The following is a 16992-nucleotide window of genomic DNA, read 5'->3' as shown; positions in this document are numbered from 1 at the left end:
GGCGCTCTACATTCGAGCGTTGGCTCGGCTTGCGCCCGTGGCCTGTTCGTTTTGGTTCAACTCTCCGGGGAATCCCATGCTTAACGCCAAGAAAATGCGCGACCCTGCCGTGTGGCAAACCGATCTCGATACGCTGATGGCCCGTATCAGCGATCACTACATCGTTGATGAAAATGCCTTCGTAGGTGAGCTGGTCGCTCTTTTGAATAGCGATGGCGATGATTTCGCCCGCCTGGAGAGCAAGACCGCCGATCTGGTACGCGACGTGCGCAAGATGGATACCGCCGTCGACACCATCGACGAGCTACTGCAGCAGTACAGCCTGGATACCCACGAAGGGCTGATGCTGATGTGCCTGGCCGAGGCGATGCTGCGCATCCCCGACCCCGCCACTGCCGATGCCTTGATCGAAGACAAACTCGGCCCTGCCGATTGGCAGGCCCACGTCGGCCAGAGCGACTCTTGGATGGTCAACGCCTCGACCTGGGGTCTGCTGATGACCGGTCGCGTGCTGAAGATGGATCAGCCGCGCGAAGGCAAACCGGCAAGCTTCATCAATCGCATGGTCAACCGCATGGGCGAGCCAGTGATCCGTCGCGCCATGATGGAAGCGATGAAGATCATGGGTAAGCAGTTCGTCCTTGGGCGCAACATTCGCGAGGCGCTCAAGCGCTCGGCGCCGCTGTTCAACAAGGGCTACACCTACTCTTACGACATGCTTGGCGAAGCCGCGCGCACCCGCGCCGATGCCAAACGCTACTTCGACGACTACGCCCGCGCCATCGAGCAGGTCGGCCAGGCCGGTAAGCGGCTGGACAAACGCACCCCGGCGCCGTCGATCTCGATCAAACTCTCGGCGCTGCACCCACGCTACGAATTCGGCCGCCGCGAGCAGGTGCTCAAGGAGCTGGTCGATACCGTCATTCAGCTGGTGACCAAAGCGCGCGAGCTCAGCGTCGCCGTTACCATCGACGCCGAAGAGGTCGATCGCCTGGAGCTCTCGCTCGAAGTCTTCCGCGCCGTTTTCGAAAGCGAAGCGGTCAAGGGCTGGGGCCACTTCGGCTTGGTAGTGCAGGCTTACTCCAAGCGCGCGCTGCCGGTACTGCACTACCTCAACCGCCTCTCGCAGCAGCAAGGTGACGAAATTCCGCTGCGCCTGGTGAAAGGTGCCTATTGGGATAGCGAGATCAAAGAGTCCCAGCAGCTTGGCGTGGATGGCTACCCCGTCTATACCCGCAAGGCGTGCACCGACGTGGCCTATTTGGCCTGCGCGCAGTTTTTGCTCTCCGAGGATACCCGCGGGCAGATTTTCCCTCAGTTCGCGACGCACAACGCCCATACCGTTACCGCCATCATCGAGCTTGCCAACCGTACCAGCCGCCCCTTCGAGTTCCAGCGCCTGCACGGCATGGGCGAAGCGCTGTATGACGCCGCCCTCCCCCGCGCGCCCAAAGGCACCTACTGCCGCGTTTACGCCCCGGTCGGCGCGCACAAAGACCTGCTTCCCTACCTGGTGCGTCGCCTGCTGGAAAACGGCGCCAACTCCTCCTTCGTACACCAGTTGGTCGACCCCGAAGTGCCGGTGGAGTGGCTGTGTAAGCACCCGATCGAGACGCTGAACCAGTACGACACCTATGCCAACCCGCGTATTCCGCTACCGCGCGACATCTTCGGGCCCAAGCGCCTCAACGCGCGTGGCGTCAACCTGAACATCCGCAGCCACTACACGCCACTGATGGAGTCGATGGCGACCTTCATGGACAAGCGCTACGTCGCCAAGCCGCTGCTCGCCTTCGATGTCAATGATGAAGCCAGCAACACCCACGCCGTGACCTCGCCCTACGCGCGTAATCAAGCGGTCGGTAGCGTGCAGTGGACCACTCGGGAGCAGGCCGAGAAGGCCCTGGACGCTGCCTGGAACGCCTTCCCCCGCTGGGACGCCACGCCGGTTGCCGAGCGCGCGGCCATCCTGCGCCGTCTTGGCGACTTGATGGAAGAGCATATGGCGGAGCTGATGACGCTCTGCTCGCGTGAAGGCGGTAAGCTGCTCACCGACGGCGTCGACGAGATCAAAGAGGCGGTGGATTTCTGCCGCTACTACGCCATGCGCGCAGAGGAGAGCTTCGGCGCCCCCATCGAGCTGCCTGGCCCCACCGGCGAATCCAACCGCCTGCTGATCGGCGGCAAGGGCGTGTTTGCGGCCATCAGCCCGTGGAACTTCCCGGTGGCGATCTTCTGCGGCCAGGTGGTCGCCGCAGCGGTGGCGGGTAATACCGTACTGGCCAAGCCCGCCGAGCAGACCTCCATCGTCGCCCACCGCGTCATCGAGCTGCTCTACGAAGCCGGTATGCCGCGCGACGTGGTTCAGCTACTGCCCGGCGATGGCCCGACGGTCGGCAGCGTACTGACCTCGGACCCGCGCATCACCGGCGTGGTCTTCACCGGCGGCACCGATACCGCCCAGATCATCAACCGCGCGCTTGCCGCGCGCGACAATGCGCCGCTGCCCACGCTCATCGCCGAGACCGGCGGCATGAACGCCATGATCGTCGACTCCACCGCGCTGCCCGAACAGGTGGTGATGGACGTGATTCATTCGGCCTTCCAAAGTGCCGGTCAGCGCTGCTCGGCGCTGCGCGTACTTTACGTTCAGGATGACGTGGCTGATCGGGTCATCGAAATTCTGAAGGGAGCGATGAACGAGCTTCGCATCGGCGACCCGCGCGATCTAGGCACCGATGTCGGCCCAGTCATCGACGACGAGGCGCGGCGTAATCTGCTCGCGCATATCGAGCGCTTGAAAGGCGAAGGTCGCCTGATCGCCGAGACGCCGATGCCCGGCGACGCTACGGCCAACGGCACCTTCGTCGCGCCCGTGGCGTTTCAGATCGACAGCATCGATGCGCTGGATCGCGAGCAGTTCGGCCCCGTGCTGCACCTGGTGCGCTACAAGGCCAGCACGCTCGACAAGGTAATCGACGACATCAACGCCCGGGGTTACGGTCTCACCTTCGGTGTCCATAGCCGCAACGAATCCTTCGCCGCTGAAATAGCGCGGAAAATTCGGGTAGGCAACGTCTACATCAATCGTAATATCATTGGCGCCGTAGTGGGCGTGCAGCCCTTTGGCGGCCAGGGCCTCTCCGGCACCGGCCCCAAAGCAGGCGGACCGCACTACCTGCTGCGCTTCATCACCGAGAAGACCATCACCAACAACACGGCAGCGCTTGGCGGCAACGCCTCGCTTCTGGCGCTGGGCGACGAGTGATCTTCTCACGCTAGGCGACGCCTCTGCTCTGACGCTCACCCCCATTCGGGGGTGAGGTATACCTACCTGAGGCGTCGACAACAACAAGCCGGATCGGAACACCCGACCGGATCATCAGGGGAAACGTTATGGATATCGGCGTTTGGATCAGCCTTTTCGCTTACTTCGCGCTCATGATCGCGCTTGGCCTCTACGCCATGCGCACCTCGACGTCGACCTCGGAGGACTACGTGCTGGGCGGGCGCACCTTGAGCCCCAAGGTGGCGGCGCTCTCCGCCGGGGCATCCGATATGAGCGGCTGGCTGCTGCTCGGGCTGCCCGGGGCCATGTTCGTCTCGGGGCTAGGCTCGGCCTGGATCGGCATCGGCCTCTTCGTCGGCGCCTTCTTCAACTGGCTTTTGGTAGCCCCGCGTTTGCGCGAGCAGACGGTGCACTACGGCAACGCCATCACCATTCCAGCCTTTTTGGCTAACCGCTTCCCCACCCGGGCGATGTCGCTGCGCACCGTTTCGGCCATCGTCATCGTACTGTTCTTCGCCGTTTATACCGCATCAGGCTTGGTTGCTGGCGGTAAGCTGTTCCAAAGCGCCTTCGCCGACATCATCAGCATCGGCGGGCTGAGCGACTACGCCACTGGCGTTATCGTGACGCTGGGTGTGGTGTTGATCTATACCGTGGTCGGCGGCTTTCTTGCCGTAAGCCTGACCGACTTCGTTCAGGGCTGCATCATGATGCTGGCGCTGGTGATTATGCCCGCCGTGGTGCTTTTTGGCGAAGGCGGTGGCGGCTTTTCGCAAGCGTCGGAGACGTTGAACAGCGTCGACCCCACGCTACTGTCGTGGACCTCTGGGCTAACCTTCATCGGCTGGCTCTCGGCGGTGACCTGGGGCCTTGGCTATTTTGGCCAGCCTCACATCATCGTGCGCTTCATGGCCATCCGCTCGGTCAAGGACGTACCCACGGCGCGTAATATCGGTATGAGCTGGATGGCGATCTCGCTAATCGGCGCGGTATCGCTGGGGATCTTCGGACGCGCTTACGCCATTCGTAACGGTATGGAAATCGCCGACCCGGAAACCATCTTCATCGTGCTGGCCAACCTACTTTTCCATCCGCTGATTACCGGTTTCCTCTACGCGGCCCTCTTGGCAGCGGTAATGAGTACGATCTCCAGCCAGCTCTTGGTGGCCTCCTCCTCATTGACCGAAGACTTCTATCGCCTGTTTTTAAACAAGCAGGCCTCGGAGAAACAGATCGTCACCGTCGGCCGTATCAGCGTAGTACTCGTCGGCATCGCCGCGGCAATCATCGCATCGGACGAGAACTCGCAGGTGCTGGGATTAGTCAGTAACGCCTGGGCCGGTTTTGGCGCCGCCTTCGGCCCGCTGATCCTGCTTTCACTGATGTGGTCGCGCACCAACGGCGCGGGCGCCATTGCCGGTATGGTGGTCGGCGCGCTCACGGTCATCGTTTGGGTGGCGCTAGGCTTCAACGGCGAGTTCCTCGGCGGCCCCGGCGTCTACGAGATCATCCCCGGCTTCATCGCCTCCCTCATCGCCATCGTCGTGGTCAGCAACATGACCGCCGATGCCGGCGAGTATCAGCATATCGAACGCTAGTCGCGCGCGTATGCTGCTTATCAGGCCGCCTTCGGGCGGCCTTTTGCGTCTGCCCTTGCGCTGAGTCAATACCCTTGGGCGCTCGCGTGGTTAAGGTAGCGCGGTACGGTTCATACGCTAAGGAGCTCAGCATGCACACCCCTTCACGTTCTTCGTTTTTGATCGCCGGTATTGCGGTGGCAAGTCTTGTCGGCAGTGGCCAGGCGTTGGCCTACGGGGCGGGGGACGTCTATACGCGGATCGGTGTGGCGAAGGTCTCACCCAAAGGCGGTAACGGCACGCTCGACACGGCGCTGGGCGATTTGGCGGTAGACGTTCAGGACAAGACCGATTTTGCCTTCACCCTTGGCTACCGTTTTCACGACAAATTCGGGGTAGAGTTGCTCGCCGCCCTGCCCTTCGAGCACGACATCCACCTAAATGGCGCCAACATCGCCTCGACCAAGCACTTACCGCCTACGCTGACGCTGCAGTACTACCCGCTGGGCGGAAGCGACTCGCGCGTGCAGCCGTATGCAGGCGTGGGGGTCAACTACACTCGCTTCTCCAGCGAGCAGGTGGACATCGAAGGCGTCGATTTACATTTGGACAACAGCTGGGGGGCAGCCGGTCAGGTCGGCGTGGATCTGTTGATCGACGAGCATTGGGCGCTTAACGCCGCCGCCTGGTATCTCGATATCGACACGGATGCAAGCGTGGGCGGCAGCGCTGCGGGTAGCGTCGAGATCGACCCCGTGGTGGTAATGGCGGGGGTGAGCTACCGCTTTTGAATTGAGCGCTAGGGCACAAGCAGTTCGGCGCCCTGACGGCTTTGCTACAGCGCCTCGGCCAGCGGCCGGGGCGCGTATGTTTTACGCCACCCGGTATTTAGGCGTGATCAGTCACCAGTTGGTCGACGTGCCTGAGTGCGCCGATCAGTGCCGCTTGGCCCGCCATCGGGCGCTTCTCTTGGGCAATGTAAGCTTCAAGAGCAGGCGCCACGTCACATTTTGCCGGCAGCGCCGCGCGTGCATCCACCAGCGCTTGCAGGCGAGCGATGAAGACGAAGCGCAGCCACTGGGGAAGCGACATGGTGTCGATGCAAAACGGCTCCTGGCTTGCGAAGGCGGATGCCTCAGGGATATCTAGCTGCCATAGACCGGCCGCATCGAGTCGGACCTCGAGCTCGTCCAAGGCAAGCTGGAGCTGGTCGTGTATATGCATGATGCCTCGCATGGACTAACGAAAGGGGCGGTCATTATCCCTGGCATGGACGCCACTGGCTACCACAGGCGGCACTGCTGACAAGTGCTGTTGACAGGGACTACTCGCAAACACTATACCCGGCGTTTTCCACACCTCACCGACAATGCACAGAAAACTTGAAAGAGCCTGTGGATAAACTATGGAAAGAGTGCGCAAGCGTTACAACGACGGGCGCTTACGCAAGGTGCTCATTTTTTGATCGCCTCGATTTATCCACGCTTGGAACGATGCCAAGCAAGGCCATGATTTATCGAAGAGCAAGGCTGACAGCCCGGCATCGGCAAGGTAGAGTGCACGCTTGTTCTTCGGAAGGACGCTATGCAACCGATTCACACCCTTTGCGACTTTTTCACCCGCAGCGGTGCCGAGGTGACGCTCTATCATCTGGGCCGCCGCGTGGTGCCCTGCGCCCGCGACACGCTACTCGCCTTCGAGCAGCAGCAACTGGCCTGGCCCGAGCCGTGGCAAGGCCAGGCGCGCATCGCGGTGCTCTTTCGCTTAGGCGACATGCCGGAGCCCGCCATTTGGTTTCTGGCGCTGCCGCTGGATGAACAAGGGATGCTCTCTCCCGCGCCGCGCGACGCCTTCCTTCAGCGGCTCTTGGAAACCCTGGGCCGCAGTGTCTTACAGGTCGGTGAACCTGCAGCGGCCGACGCCGAGCATTTGATGCAGGACAACCCATTAGCGTTTACCCCGAGCCTTACCTTCCAGGCGCTGCTCAATGCCCGTGCTACCCATGATCGCGCTCTGCCAGCAAGCCAGCACTTCGAGCTCGCCCAGGCCTACCTGGATGGCAGCCAGACGCTTGACTGGCAGGCGTTGGGCCTTCAAGGCATCGCCGATGTGGTGGTACGCCTGGACGCTGAGACCAGCACCACGCTTGCCCAGCGCCTCGATGCGCTGCCGGCCGAGGTGTTGCACTCGCTCTGCTACTGCCTGGAGCACATCGACGTTGCCCCTAGGCTAGCCGCTGCCCTCAGCGCGCGCGGTGAACAAGCCGCTCGCGAAGGCGATCTCGAAACCTTCTGTGCCTGCCTTCGCAGTGTAGGTAGCAGCCAGGCAGCTGCGGCTGGCACCTGGTACGATGCCGTGCTAGAAGACGCCCACGCGTGCGGCCCCGACACCCTCGCCGCCATAGCCGGACGCGGCTGGCCGCAGCTGGAGCATGCCGAACGCCTAACCCGCTTTCTCATCCGCTTGGCCGACGACCCGCGACAGGATTTCGCCGCCGTAGTGCGTGACCTGGCGCTAATTCCGCGCCTGCGTTTACTGGTGATGATGCAGCTTCGTGATGCACCCACCGACTCCAAGATGGCCCGGCGATTGGCTATGATGACGTCTACGGCACGTGTGACGCCGCGCTCATGAGCGCCACTTCGACACTCAAGAGGAATCGACGGTGAAGGAACTTCCCTATCAAGTGAAGGCCGTGATCGGTCGTCGCGAAATGGTGACGCTACCGGAACTCAAGCTGCACCTTTGCTGTAAGGCCGATACCGGTGCCCGTACCTCGGCACTGCACGCCGAAGAGATCGAAACCCACGAGGACGATCAAGGCCAGCTGTGGGTCAGCTTCGTGACGCATAGTGGCGGCCCCGACACGCCGATGCACCGCTGCAAGCTCCACCTGCACGATCGTCGCCGGGTGACCAGCTCTAATGGCCACAGCGAATGGCGTTATGTCATCCGCACACCAATGCAGATGGGAGAACTCACCTTTCCGGTCGAGCTGACGCTGACCGATCGCAGCAATATGCGCCACCCCATGCTGCTGGGACGACGCGCCATGCGGCGCCTGCTCGTAGCGCCAGGGGCCGCCTTTTTGCACGGCGAACCCTGAACGCCATTGCGTTACTCGGTGGCACTGCTTTACTTATCTTAGATACCCATTTCCCGTACGCGCTACCGCTTACTCTACTTTGGCCCGGAGCCTTGTATGCATATCGCCCTGCTTTCGCGCAACCGCAATCTCTACTCTACGCGTCGACTCGTCGAAGCAGCGGAGAGCCGCGGGCATACGGCCCGCGTGGTGAATACCCTGCGCTGCTATATGAGCATCGCCTCGCATCACCCTTCGATCCACTACAAAGGGGCCGAGATCGAGCCGTTCGATGCGGTCATTCCGCGCATTGGGGCCTCGATCACGTTTTATGGCTGCGCAGTACTGCGCCAGTTCGAGATGATGGGCACTTACGTGGTCAACGACTCGGTGGCGATTACCCGCTCGCGCGACAAGCTGCGCTCACTGCAGTTGCTCTCGCGTAAGGGGCTCGGCCTGCCGATCACCGGCTTTGCCCACTCGCCCGACGACATTCCCGACTTGATCACTATGGTTAAGGGTGCCCCGCTGGTCATTAAGCTTTTAGAAGGCACGCAAGGCATCGGCGTGGTGCTGGCCGAAACCAACCAGGCGGCGGAGTCGGTGGTACAGGCGTTCATGGGCATGAAAGCCAACATCATGGTTCAGGAGTACATCAAGGAAGCCAAAGGCGCCGACATTCGCTGCTTCGTCATCGGCGACAAGGTGGTCGCTACCATGAAGCGTCAGGCTGCCGAAGGCGAATTCCGCTCCAACTTGCACCGCGGCGGTACTGCGAGCCTGATTCGCATCACCCCCGAAGAGCGCTCAACCGCCATTCGCGCGGCCAAGGCTATGGGCCTGAGCGTGGCCGGGGTCGACTTGCTGCGCTCCAACCACGGGCCGGTGATCATGGAGGTCAACTCCTCACCGGGGCTCCAGGGCATCGAGAGCGCCACCGGTAAAGACATCGCCGGGATGATCATCGAGCACATCGAAAAGAATGCCGCGCCGAGCAAAAAAGTGCCACCCAAACCCAAGGGATGAGCTGAAGCGGGTAAAAACCGTCGCGCCAAGCGGTCGATTCATCTAAAGAATAAGAAACAGACTGAAAAATAATCCCTTTTAGGGGTGGCAAATAGGCGCCGCCCCCCCCACAATTTGCGTCACCGAAGGAGGTAGACGCTCATGTTCCTTGATAATCGCCAAGTGGCGATGGACAGCGTATTGGAAGCGCTGGCCGACAGCATCGATTATTTCCAAGACAATCTCGAACGCCTGCGTCCCTCGCTGCGTGATCGCCTCAAACCCTACTACACGACCCGCTTGAAGCAGTTGGGTAAGCTTCAGTCGCTCGCACGTTCGCATTTGAAGATGCTGCCGCGCGACGCCGACGTCGAGCGCGATGATTTCCTTTGGCTATGGAGCCGCCTGAAAAGCTTCGTCGGCAACGATAGCCAGGTGTTGATCAACGAACTGCTGGAGCAGGAGCGCGTTTTGATGCAGGCGTTATCGACGCTGTTCACCCATCCGCTGCCCGATCCGATCGAGCCGGTCGTCGAAGAAGCCATGCAGGGATGTCGCCAGCTAATTCGTGAGCTCTACGCGCTGCAAAAGCATAAAAGCCGTCGCTGAAACGACGCTGTCCACCTGCTGCGTAATATATACCTGCTGGCGTAAAGAGAGCGCTTGGCTAACGCGTTCCTGGCGTTTCGGGTAATGCAACCGGGGCCACCGGCGCAGGCTCGGCCGGAATGACGATAGGCTCGGCAGGGCCAAGAAAATAGGGCGCCCTCCCCCAGAGGTAGAGATCGCCTAGCGTGGCCACACGAGCCAACCATTCGCGTATGCGTAGCCGCCACTCCCCGACGATAGGCGCTGGCGCCTCGGCCAGGCATCCCGTCACCTCCATGCCCATGGCCCGCGCGATATAGATGGCTCGGGGCAGATGCCAGTACTGCGTCACCAGCACCGCCTCATCGAGCTGAAACACCTCGTGCGCCCGCGCCAGGGTGTCGTAGGTACTAAACCCAGCGAAATCCATGGTCATCTTCTCGGCCGGTACGCCGCGTCGATGCAGGTCGCGCCACATTGCCCGTGGCTCGTTATAGGCTTGGGTACGGTTATCGCCCGACAGCAGGAGATGCTCGACGCGGCCGGTCGCCACGAGCTCGGCGGCGCTATGCATACGGGCGTGAAAGTGGGGATTACGCACACCGCTACGCGTCCAGTTCGAGGTACCAAACACCACCCCTACTCGGCTGGCGCGACACTGGCTAAGCGGCTGCTCGATATAGGTGCGGGTCTGCGCCAGCACCCAAGCATTACCTGCTAATAGCAGCAAAAGCGCCAGAAGCAGTGCTGCTCCTAGCGCTATCAATGTTCGCTTGATCCACTTGATAACCATCGTGCCCACGTTACGTCCCCGACGGGCAATTAGAACATGCCGAGCTCGAGCTTGGCCTCGTCGCTCATCATGTCACGGCTCCAGGGTGGACTGAAAACGATTTCGGTATGCACCTTGCTGATCTGCGGGGCCCCCAGAATCTTGTTGCGTGCATCGGCGGCGATAACGTCGCCCATGCCGCAGCCAGGAGCCGTTAGCGTCATGCGAATGGTGACGATGCGCCCGCCGCTGATCAGTCGCTCGATCCGACAGCCGTAAACCAGCCCCAAATCGACGATATTGACCGGAATTTCAGGATCGAAGCAGGTGCGCAGTTGATCCCAAACGAACTGCTCGATCTCCTCCTCCGTCGCCGTCTCGGGTAAGGTCGGGCGCGGAAGCGGCTCCAAGCCTAAAGCATCGAGATTGCTGCCTTCGATCAGATAGAGCCGCCCTTCGAAGCCCACGCTCACGGAGCTCCCCTTGGCCTGCATGACACTGACCACGCTGTCTTCGGTCAGCGTTTGCGTCTTGCCGAAGGGAATCGCGATAGCGTCGACGTCACGCTGCAGCGGCAACGTCTGGCCGCGCTCCAGGCTCGCGATCTGCTCGATATCCATAAGGCTCCTCAGCGCTTTAGCGCACCATGTCGATCACTCGTTTCAGCGCCGCCACGAAGACGTCGACTTCATCGAGGGTATTATACGCGGCAAACGACGCCCGGCAGGTAGCTTCGACGCCGAAATGATGCAGCAGCGGCTGAGCACAGTGGTGACCGGTGCGAATGGCCACCCCAAGCTGGTCGATCAAAAGACCGATATCCTGGGCGTGGGCCCCCTCGACCACGAAGGAGAGCACGCCCGCCTTCTCAGGCGTGGTGCCGAGAATACGCAGGCCGTCGATCCCGCTCACGGCTTGAGTCGCGCGTTCGAGCAGCACGTGTTCCCAAGCGCCAATCGCCTCGATTCCAACGCCCTCGACCCATTCAAGCGCCCGCCCCAAAGCGATCACCTCGGCAATCGCAGGCGTTCCCGCTTCGAACTTGTGCGGAATGTCGGCGAACTGCGTGCCTGCATCGAAGGAGACGGTTTTGATCATCTCGCCGCCGCCCTGCCAGGGCGGCATGGCCTCTAGCAGCTCGCGCTTGCCGTAGAGCGCGCCCACGCCCGTGGGACCATAAACCTTGTGGCCCGAGAAGGCGTAGAAGTCGGCGTCGATGGCCTGTACGTCGATACGCTGGTGTGGTGCAGCCTGCGCGCCGTCGATGAGAATGCGCGCGCCGACGGCGTGAGCCAACTGCGCCATTTCGCTCACCGGGTTGATGGTGCCCAAGGCGTTCGATATGTGGTTCACCGCCACGAGTTTGGTCTGCTCGCTCAAGAGCGCTCGATAAGCGGCAAGATCGAGCGCACCGCGCGCATCGACCGGAATCACCTTGAGGGTGAAGCCACGCTCGGCGGCCAAAAGCTGCCAGGGCACGATGTTGGAGTGGTGCTCCAGCAGCGACACCAGCACCTCGTCGCCTGGGCCTAGATTCGCCCGTCCCCAGCTCTGGACAACCAGATTGATCGCCTCGGTCGTGCCGCGGGTGAAGACGATCTGGCGCGCCTCTTCAGCGTTTAGAAACGCCCGCACCTTGTGGCGTGTCTGTTCGAAGGCGGCGGTCGCTTCGTCCGCCAGGGTGTGCAGGCCACGGTGAATGTTGGCGTTGTAGCGCGCGAAGTAGTCGTCGAACGTCGCGATAACCTGACGCGGGGTCTGGCTAGTCGCGGCGTTGTCGAGATACACCAGAGGCTTTTCGTGTACGCGACGCTCGAGGATGGGGAAATCCTTGCGCACCTGCGCCACATCCAGTGGCGCAGTGGGAGCGGTGGCATTCTCGATGACATGCTCGGACATCGACGACTCCTATAAGTGGTAAAAGCGCGAGGGCTAGTCGTGCAGCGCGGAGGCCGTCTCGACGAGCCCGGCGAGGTTGAAACGCTCCGGCAGCTTACCCGCTACGGCGAGTTCGACGCGCTCGGCGATGGCGTCGAGCGCCACCTCTTCGAGCACTTCACCGGCGAAGGCGAGCGTCAGTAGGCCACGTGCGGTCGCTTCATCGATGCCGCGCGTACGCAGGGCGTAGATCGCTTCGGCATCGAGCTGACCGGTCGTGGTGCCGTGGGAGCACTTGACGTCATCGGCGTAAATTTCGAGCTCGGGCTTGGCGTTGATCTGGGCGCGATCAGAGAGCAAGAGGTTCTGGTTGCTCTGAAAACCCTCGATCTTCTGGCTGTCTTTTTTGACATAGACGCGGCCGTTGAATACGCCCACCGCACGGTCGTCCAGGATGCCCTTGTAGTTCTCGTTGGAGAACGTCAGCGGCGCATTGTGGTTGACCTTGGTGTGGTTATCCACGTGCTGGCGATCCTGCCCGAAGAATAGGCCGTAGAAGTGGGTCTCGGCCCCCTGACCGTTGAGATCGCTGATCAGATCGTTACGTACCAGCGCCCCCCCCAGGTTCAGGTTGTACGAGGTATAGCGGCTATCACGCGCCTGCTCGACATGGATGCTGGCAATGTGGAAGTCACCCTGAGGCGCTTCTTGCAGCTTGTAGTGAGACAAAATCGCGCCGCGCTCGAGAATGACCTCACTCGCTACGTTGGTGAAGTTACGCGCCTCGCGCTCACCGCAGAAGTGCTCGATCACCGTGGCTTCACTGCGCGACCCCGCTTCGATCAACACCCGCGGATGCGCCATCACGGCCTGCTCTTGGGCGCGCGAAAGAAACTGCAAGATCAGCGGCTTCTCGACCACCGTGCCAGGGGCGATGCGGATAACCGCGCCCTCCTCCACGAACGCCATGTTCAGCGCCGAGAACGGTGAGAACTCGACGCCGGTGAGGCGCCCAAGCGGCCCGCCTACGGCTTCGTGGTTATCAGCAAGCGCGCGAGAAAGCGGCGCCAGCTGCACGCCCTGGGGTAGGCCCTCGAGATCCGAGAGCGCCGAGGCAAAGATACCGTCGACGAAGGTCAGGCGGTGAGCGTCCAAAGGCAGCGTCAGCGTAGCGGCCTTGGCCGGCGAGAAATCAGCGTCGTCTGCCAAGGCAAAGTTACCCTGGGCGATGGCGCGTACGTCGGTGTATTTCCACTCCTCGTCGCGGCGCGTGGGGAAGCCCAGGGCATCGAAGCGGGCCGCACCCGCCTGGCGCCGCGCCGCCATCCAGGTCGGCTCGGCACCGCGCGCTTGGCTGCGCGCCTTCAGCGTCTCTAGAAAGGTGGCGGTATCGCTCATGCCGCAGACTCCCCGATTAGCGCTTCGTAACCGTTGGCTTCGAGCTCTTTGGCAAGCTCGGCGTCACCGGTCTTGACGATGCGGCCGTTGACCAGCACGTGGACCTTGTCCGGTACGATGTAGTCGAGCAGGCGCTGGTAGTGGGTAACCAGCAGGATCGAGCGGTCTTGGCCGCGCAGACTGTTGACCCCGTCGGCGACGACCTTCATGGCGTCGATGTCGAGGCCCGAGTCGATCTCGTCGAGCATCGCAAGCTTGGGCTCGAGCACCAGCATCTGCAGGATCTCGTTGCGTTTTTTCTCACCGCCTGAGAAGCCTTCGTTGACCGCCCGCTGCAAGAAACTTGGGTCCATCTTCATGAAGCCCAGCTTCTCTTTGACCAGCTTCATGAACTCGGACGCAGGCATCTCGCCTTCACCGCGCGCCTGACGGATGGCGTTGAGGGCGGACTTGAGCAGGTAGATGTTCTTCACCCCTGGAATTTCGACCGGGTACTGGAAGCCCAACAGCATGCCCGCCTGGGCGCGCTCTTCGATCTCCATCTCCAGTACGTCCTGGCCTTCGAAGGTGATGCTACCTTGGGTGACTTCGTAGCCGTCCTTACCGGCGATGACCGCCGACAGGGTCGACTTACCGGCACCGTTGGGGCCCATGATGGCGTGAACTTCACCAGCGTTGATCGTCAGAGAAAGCCCCTTGAGGATCTCTTTGCCTTCGACGGTGACATGCAAATCGTTAACTTGAAGCATCGTGATACCCTTTTGAATCCAGGGCGCAAGCCGGTGGCGCCCTTCATTAAATCAAGCGATTGACGCGGCGCTTAGCCGACCGCCCCTTCCAGCGTGACGCTCAGCAGCGCCTCGGCTTCCACGGCGAACTCCATGGGCAACTCCTGGAAGACATCCTTGCAGAAACCGTTGACGATCATGCTCACCGCGTCTTCCTCAGAGATACCGCGGCTCTGGCAGTAGAACAGCTGGTCATCGCCGATCTTCGAGGTAGTCGCCTCGTGCTCGATGGTCGCCGTGCTGTTACCGATTTCCTGGTACGGGAAGGTATGGGCACCGCACTGATCACCGATCAACAGCGAATCGCACTGGGTAAAGTTACGCGCGCCCTTGGCCCGCGGGCCGATCTTGACCATGCCGCGATAGGACTGATCGCTACGCCCAGCCGAGATGCCTTTGGCCACGATATAGGAGCGTGTGCCCTCGCCGATATGAATCATCTTGGTGCCGGTATCGGCCTGCTGGCGGCCGTTGGTCACCGCCACGGAGTAGAACTCACCGATGCTGTCCTTACCGCGCAGCACGCAGGAGGGGTACTTCCAGGTGATCGCCGAGCCGGTTTCGACCTGGGTCCAGCTGATCCGTGAGCGGTCGCCACGGCAGTCGCCGCGCTTGGTAACGAAGTTGTAGATACCGCCTTTGCCATCTTCGTCGCCGGGGTACCAGTTCTGTACCGTGGAGTACTTGATGTAAGCATCGTCCAGGGCCACGAGCTCCACGACGGCAGCGTGCAGCTGGTTCTCGTCGCGCATCGGCGCGGTACAGCCTTCGAGGTAGGAGACCTCGGCGCCGCTTTCGCAGACGATCAGGGTTCGCTCGAACTGACCGGTATTTGCAGCGTTGATGCGGAAGTAGGTGGAGAGCTCCATGGGGCACTTCACGCCCTTGGGCACGAATACGAAAGAGCCGTCGGTGAAAACCGCCGAGTTGAGCGCGGCGAAGTAGTTGTCCGCCACCGGCACGACGGTTCCCAGGTACTGCTTGATCAGTTCCGGGTAGTCACGCACGGCCTCGGAGATCGAGCAGAAGATCACGCCCGCTTCGGCGAGGTTCTCTTTGAAAGTGGTGGTGACCGAGACCGAATCGAATACCGCATCGACGGCCACGCCCGCGAGTGCGGCGCGCTCGTGCAGCGGAATACCCAGCTTTTCGTAAGTTTCGAGCAGCTTGGGATCGACTTCATCCAGGCTTTGGGGACCATCCTCGGGGCGCTTGGGCGCGCTGTAGTAGGAGATCGCCTGGTAGTCGATTGGTGGGTAGTCGAGATGCGCCCAGGAGGGCTCTTCCATCTTGAGCCATTGGCGGTAGGCATCGAGACGCCATTCGAGCATCCACTCGGGCTCACCCTTCTTCTTCGAGATGAACGCAATGGTGTCTTCGTTGAGACCCGGCGGAAGCGTGTCGCTTTCGATGTCGGTAACAAAGCCTTCTTTGTACTCTCGACGAACCAACTGTTCCATTTCTTCCGTTGCCATGGTCAAACCCTCCGGGCAGTTGGATGGCGAGCTGACTCGCCGTAATCACAATCGTAATGGGGCATCGCGCGCGCCGCTGCGCACATCAGAGCTGATCTCATGATCGTCATAACGAGGAGACGGCGGGAATGGTGATGCTTTGAATGGGAAGCTGCACGGGCAGCTTGAGAGGCGTCGAGTCGGCCAGGTGCGCCAGCGTCACGCTCTCGAGTAGCGTACGCATCGCCAGCGACACACGCTGCCAGTTGTCCGCCAAGCCACAGGTGGCCGCCAACTCGCAGTCGCCCTGCTCCTGACTGCACTCGGTCATGGCGACCGGACCTTCGATGGCGGCGATGATATCGGCAGCGGTAATCCGCGAAGCGGGCCGCGCCAAGCGATAGCCACCGTGGGCACCGCGCTGCGAGGTCAGAAGCCCTGCGCGCACCAGCGACTTGAGCGTTTTACTCACCGTGGGGTGCGGCAGCTGAACGGCATCGGCAATGTCGGTGGCGGCGTGAGGCATATGCGGAAAGCGCGCGATGTGGGCCATCACTACGGCAGCGTAGTCGGTCATTCGCGATAGCTTGAGCATTAATAACCTGCCTGTGATCAACGTCTCGATGATTGAGGACTATTTTAGTCCTATATAAATTCGATGTGAAGCCCTACTGCCGCATTATTGCCATTTCTTGGCCGTTGCCAGCATGATCGCCACCGTTGTCATCAAAAACAGCAATCATTTTCATTTGTAAATTCTATGAAACAAATCTCAGCAGCGTCTTCACGCGCTACCGATGCTGCCTCGTTGCACGCGGGCTAGGCCTTTTTAACGTAGATCGACTTAAGCTTCATCGGGCCAATACCATCGACCTTGCAGTCGATGTCGTGATCGCCGTCAACCAAGCGGATGTTCTTCACCTTGGTGCCCACCTTGACTACCAGGGAGCTGCCTTTGACCTTGAGATCTTTGATTACCGTAACACTATCGCCATCGGCCAAGGGGTTACCGTTGGCATCGCGCACCGTGGCGCTCTCATCTTCGCTTGCAGGGGCGGTATCGGACCATTCATGCGCGCACTCGGGGCACACGTATTGAAGGCCATCATGATAGGTATAGACAGAAGCACAGGCGGGGCAGGCAGGTAGGACGTTCAT

The 16992-nt window shown here is 61.2% G+C and carries 16 protein-coding genes; 7 read left to right on the top strand and 9 right to left on the bottom strand.

Translation table 11 applies throughout. The features are described from left to right. The first annotated feature begins 76 nt into the window (after positions 1-76). From putA to LLY24_RS11335, 3 genes are all read left to right on the top strand, one after another. Positions 77-3268, top strand: coding sequence for a bifunctional proline dehydrogenase/L-glutamate gamma-semialdehyde dehydrogenase PutA (putA, locus tag LLY24_RS11345; RefSeq protein ID WP_259036411.1), 3192 nt, complete (start codon positions 77-79; stop codon positions 3266-3268). A 128-nt stretch (positions 3269-3396) separates the two neighbouring features. Then, complete coding sequence (gene putP / locus LLY24_RS11340; RefSeq protein ID WP_259036410.1) at positions 3397-4887, top strand: sodium/proline symporter PutP; 1491 nt, start codon at positions 3397-3399, stop codon at positions 4885-4887. 131 nt (positions 4888-5018) lie between these two features. Further along, on the top strand, positions 5019-5657 hold the full coding sequence (locus LLY24_RS11335; protein WP_259036409.1) for an OmpW/AlkL family protein: 639 nt from the start codon (positions 5019-5021) through the stop codon (positions 5655-5657). 97 nt (positions 5658-5754) lie between these two features. Here LLY24_RS11335 and LLY24_RS11330 read toward each other — a convergent pair whose 3' ends face one another. Beyond that, complete coding sequence (locus LLY24_RS11330) at positions 5755-6090, bottom strand: YqcC family protein (RefSeq protein ID WP_259036408.1); 336 nt, start codon at positions 6088-6090, stop codon at positions 5755-5757. A 360-nt stretch (positions 6091-6450) separates the two neighbouring features. On the opposite strand from LLY24_RS11330, the gene LLY24_RS11325 reads away from it, so the two are divergent. From LLY24_RS11325 to LLY24_RS11310, 4 genes are all read left to right on the top strand, one after another. Then, positions 6451-7500, top strand: a complete 1050-nt coding sequence (locus tag LLY24_RS11325; RefSeq protein WP_259036407.1) for a DUF3549 family protein — start codon at positions 6451-6453, stop codon at positions 7498-7500. A 31-nt stretch (positions 7501-7531) separates the two neighbouring features. Then, positions 7532-7972 carry an ATP-dependent zinc protease family protein gene (locus tag LLY24_RS11320; RefSeq protein ID WP_259036406.1) on the top strand — a complete coding sequence of 147 codons (441 nt, stop codon included), beginning with the start codon at positions 7532-7534 and terminating at the stop codon, positions 7970-7972. A gap of 96 nt (positions 7973-8068) precedes the next feature. Further along, positions 8069-8977, top strand: coding sequence for a 30S ribosomal protein S6--L-glutamate ligase (gene rimK / locus LLY24_RS11315; protein ID WP_259036405.1), 909 nt, complete (start codon positions 8069-8071; stop codon positions 8975-8977). Positions 8978-9118: 141 nt separating this feature from the next. Then, positions 9119-9565 carry a hypothetical protein gene (locus tag LLY24_RS11310; protein WP_259036404.1) on the top strand — a complete coding sequence of 149 codons (447 nt, stop codon included), beginning with the start codon at positions 9119-9121 and terminating at the stop codon, positions 9563-9565. Positions 9566-9623: 58 nt separating this feature from the next. Here LLY24_RS11310 and LLY24_RS11305 read toward each other — a convergent pair whose 3' ends face one another. The 8 genes from LLY24_RS11305 to LLY24_RS11270 form a co-directional block, all read right to left on the bottom strand. After that, positions 9624-10337, bottom strand: a complete 714-nt coding sequence (locus tag LLY24_RS11305; RefSeq protein ID WP_267135318.1) for a SanA/YdcF family protein — start codon at positions 10335-10337, stop codon at positions 9624-9626. Positions 10338-10366: 29 nt separating this feature from the next. After that, positions 10367-10936 carry a putative Fe-S cluster assembly protein SufT gene (sufT, locus tag LLY24_RS11300; RefSeq protein WP_259036402.1) on the bottom strand — a complete coding sequence of 190 codons (570 nt, stop codon included), beginning with the start codon at positions 10934-10936 and terminating at the stop codon, positions 10367-10369. A gap of 16 nt (positions 10937-10952) precedes the next feature. After that, complete coding sequence (locus tag LLY24_RS11295; RefSeq protein ID WP_259036401.1) at positions 10953-12215, bottom strand: cysteine desulfurase; 1263 nt, start codon at positions 12213-12215, stop codon at positions 10953-10955. Positions 12216-12248: 33 nt separating this feature from the next. After that, a complete protein-coding gene (sufD, locus tag LLY24_RS11290; protein WP_259036400.1) occupies positions 12249-13592 on the bottom strand; it encodes a Fe-S cluster assembly protein SufD in 1344 nt (447 codons plus the stop codon). Continuing rightward, on the bottom strand, positions 13589-14341 hold the full coding sequence (gene sufC / locus LLY24_RS11285; RefSeq protein WP_259036399.1) for a Fe-S cluster assembly ATPase SufC: 753 nt from the start codon (positions 14339-14341) through the stop codon (positions 13589-13591). The genes sufD and sufC overlap by 4 nt, the downstream gene beginning before the upstream one ends. 71 nt (positions 14342-14412) lie before the next feature. Continuing rightward, a complete protein-coding gene (gene sufB, locus LLY24_RS11280) occupies positions 14413-15855 on the bottom strand; it encodes a Fe-S cluster assembly protein SufB (protein ID WP_259036398.1) in 1443 nt (480 codons plus the stop codon). 106 nt (positions 15856-15961) lie between these two features. After that, positions 15962-16429, bottom strand: a complete 468-nt coding sequence (locus LLY24_RS11275; RefSeq protein WP_259036397.1) for an SUF system Fe-S cluster assembly regulator — start codon at positions 16427-16429, stop codon at positions 15962-15964. A gap of 224 nt (positions 16430-16653) precedes the next feature. Then, on the bottom strand, positions 16654-16992 hold the full coding sequence (locus LLY24_RS11270; RefSeq protein ID WP_259036396.1) for a zinc ribbon domain-containing protein YjdM: 339 nt from the start codon (positions 16990-16992) through the stop codon (positions 16654-16656).

It is taken from the genome of Halomonas dongshanensis (genome assembly GCF_024790395.1).
GTDB classification, from domain to species: Bacteria; Pseudomonadota; Gammaproteobacteria; order Pseudomonadales; family Halomonadaceae; genus Vreelandella; species Vreelandella dongshanensis.
The sequence above is the reverse complement of the archived record's forward strand: the minus strand, read 5'-3'. Positions and strand labels throughout refer to the sequence as shown.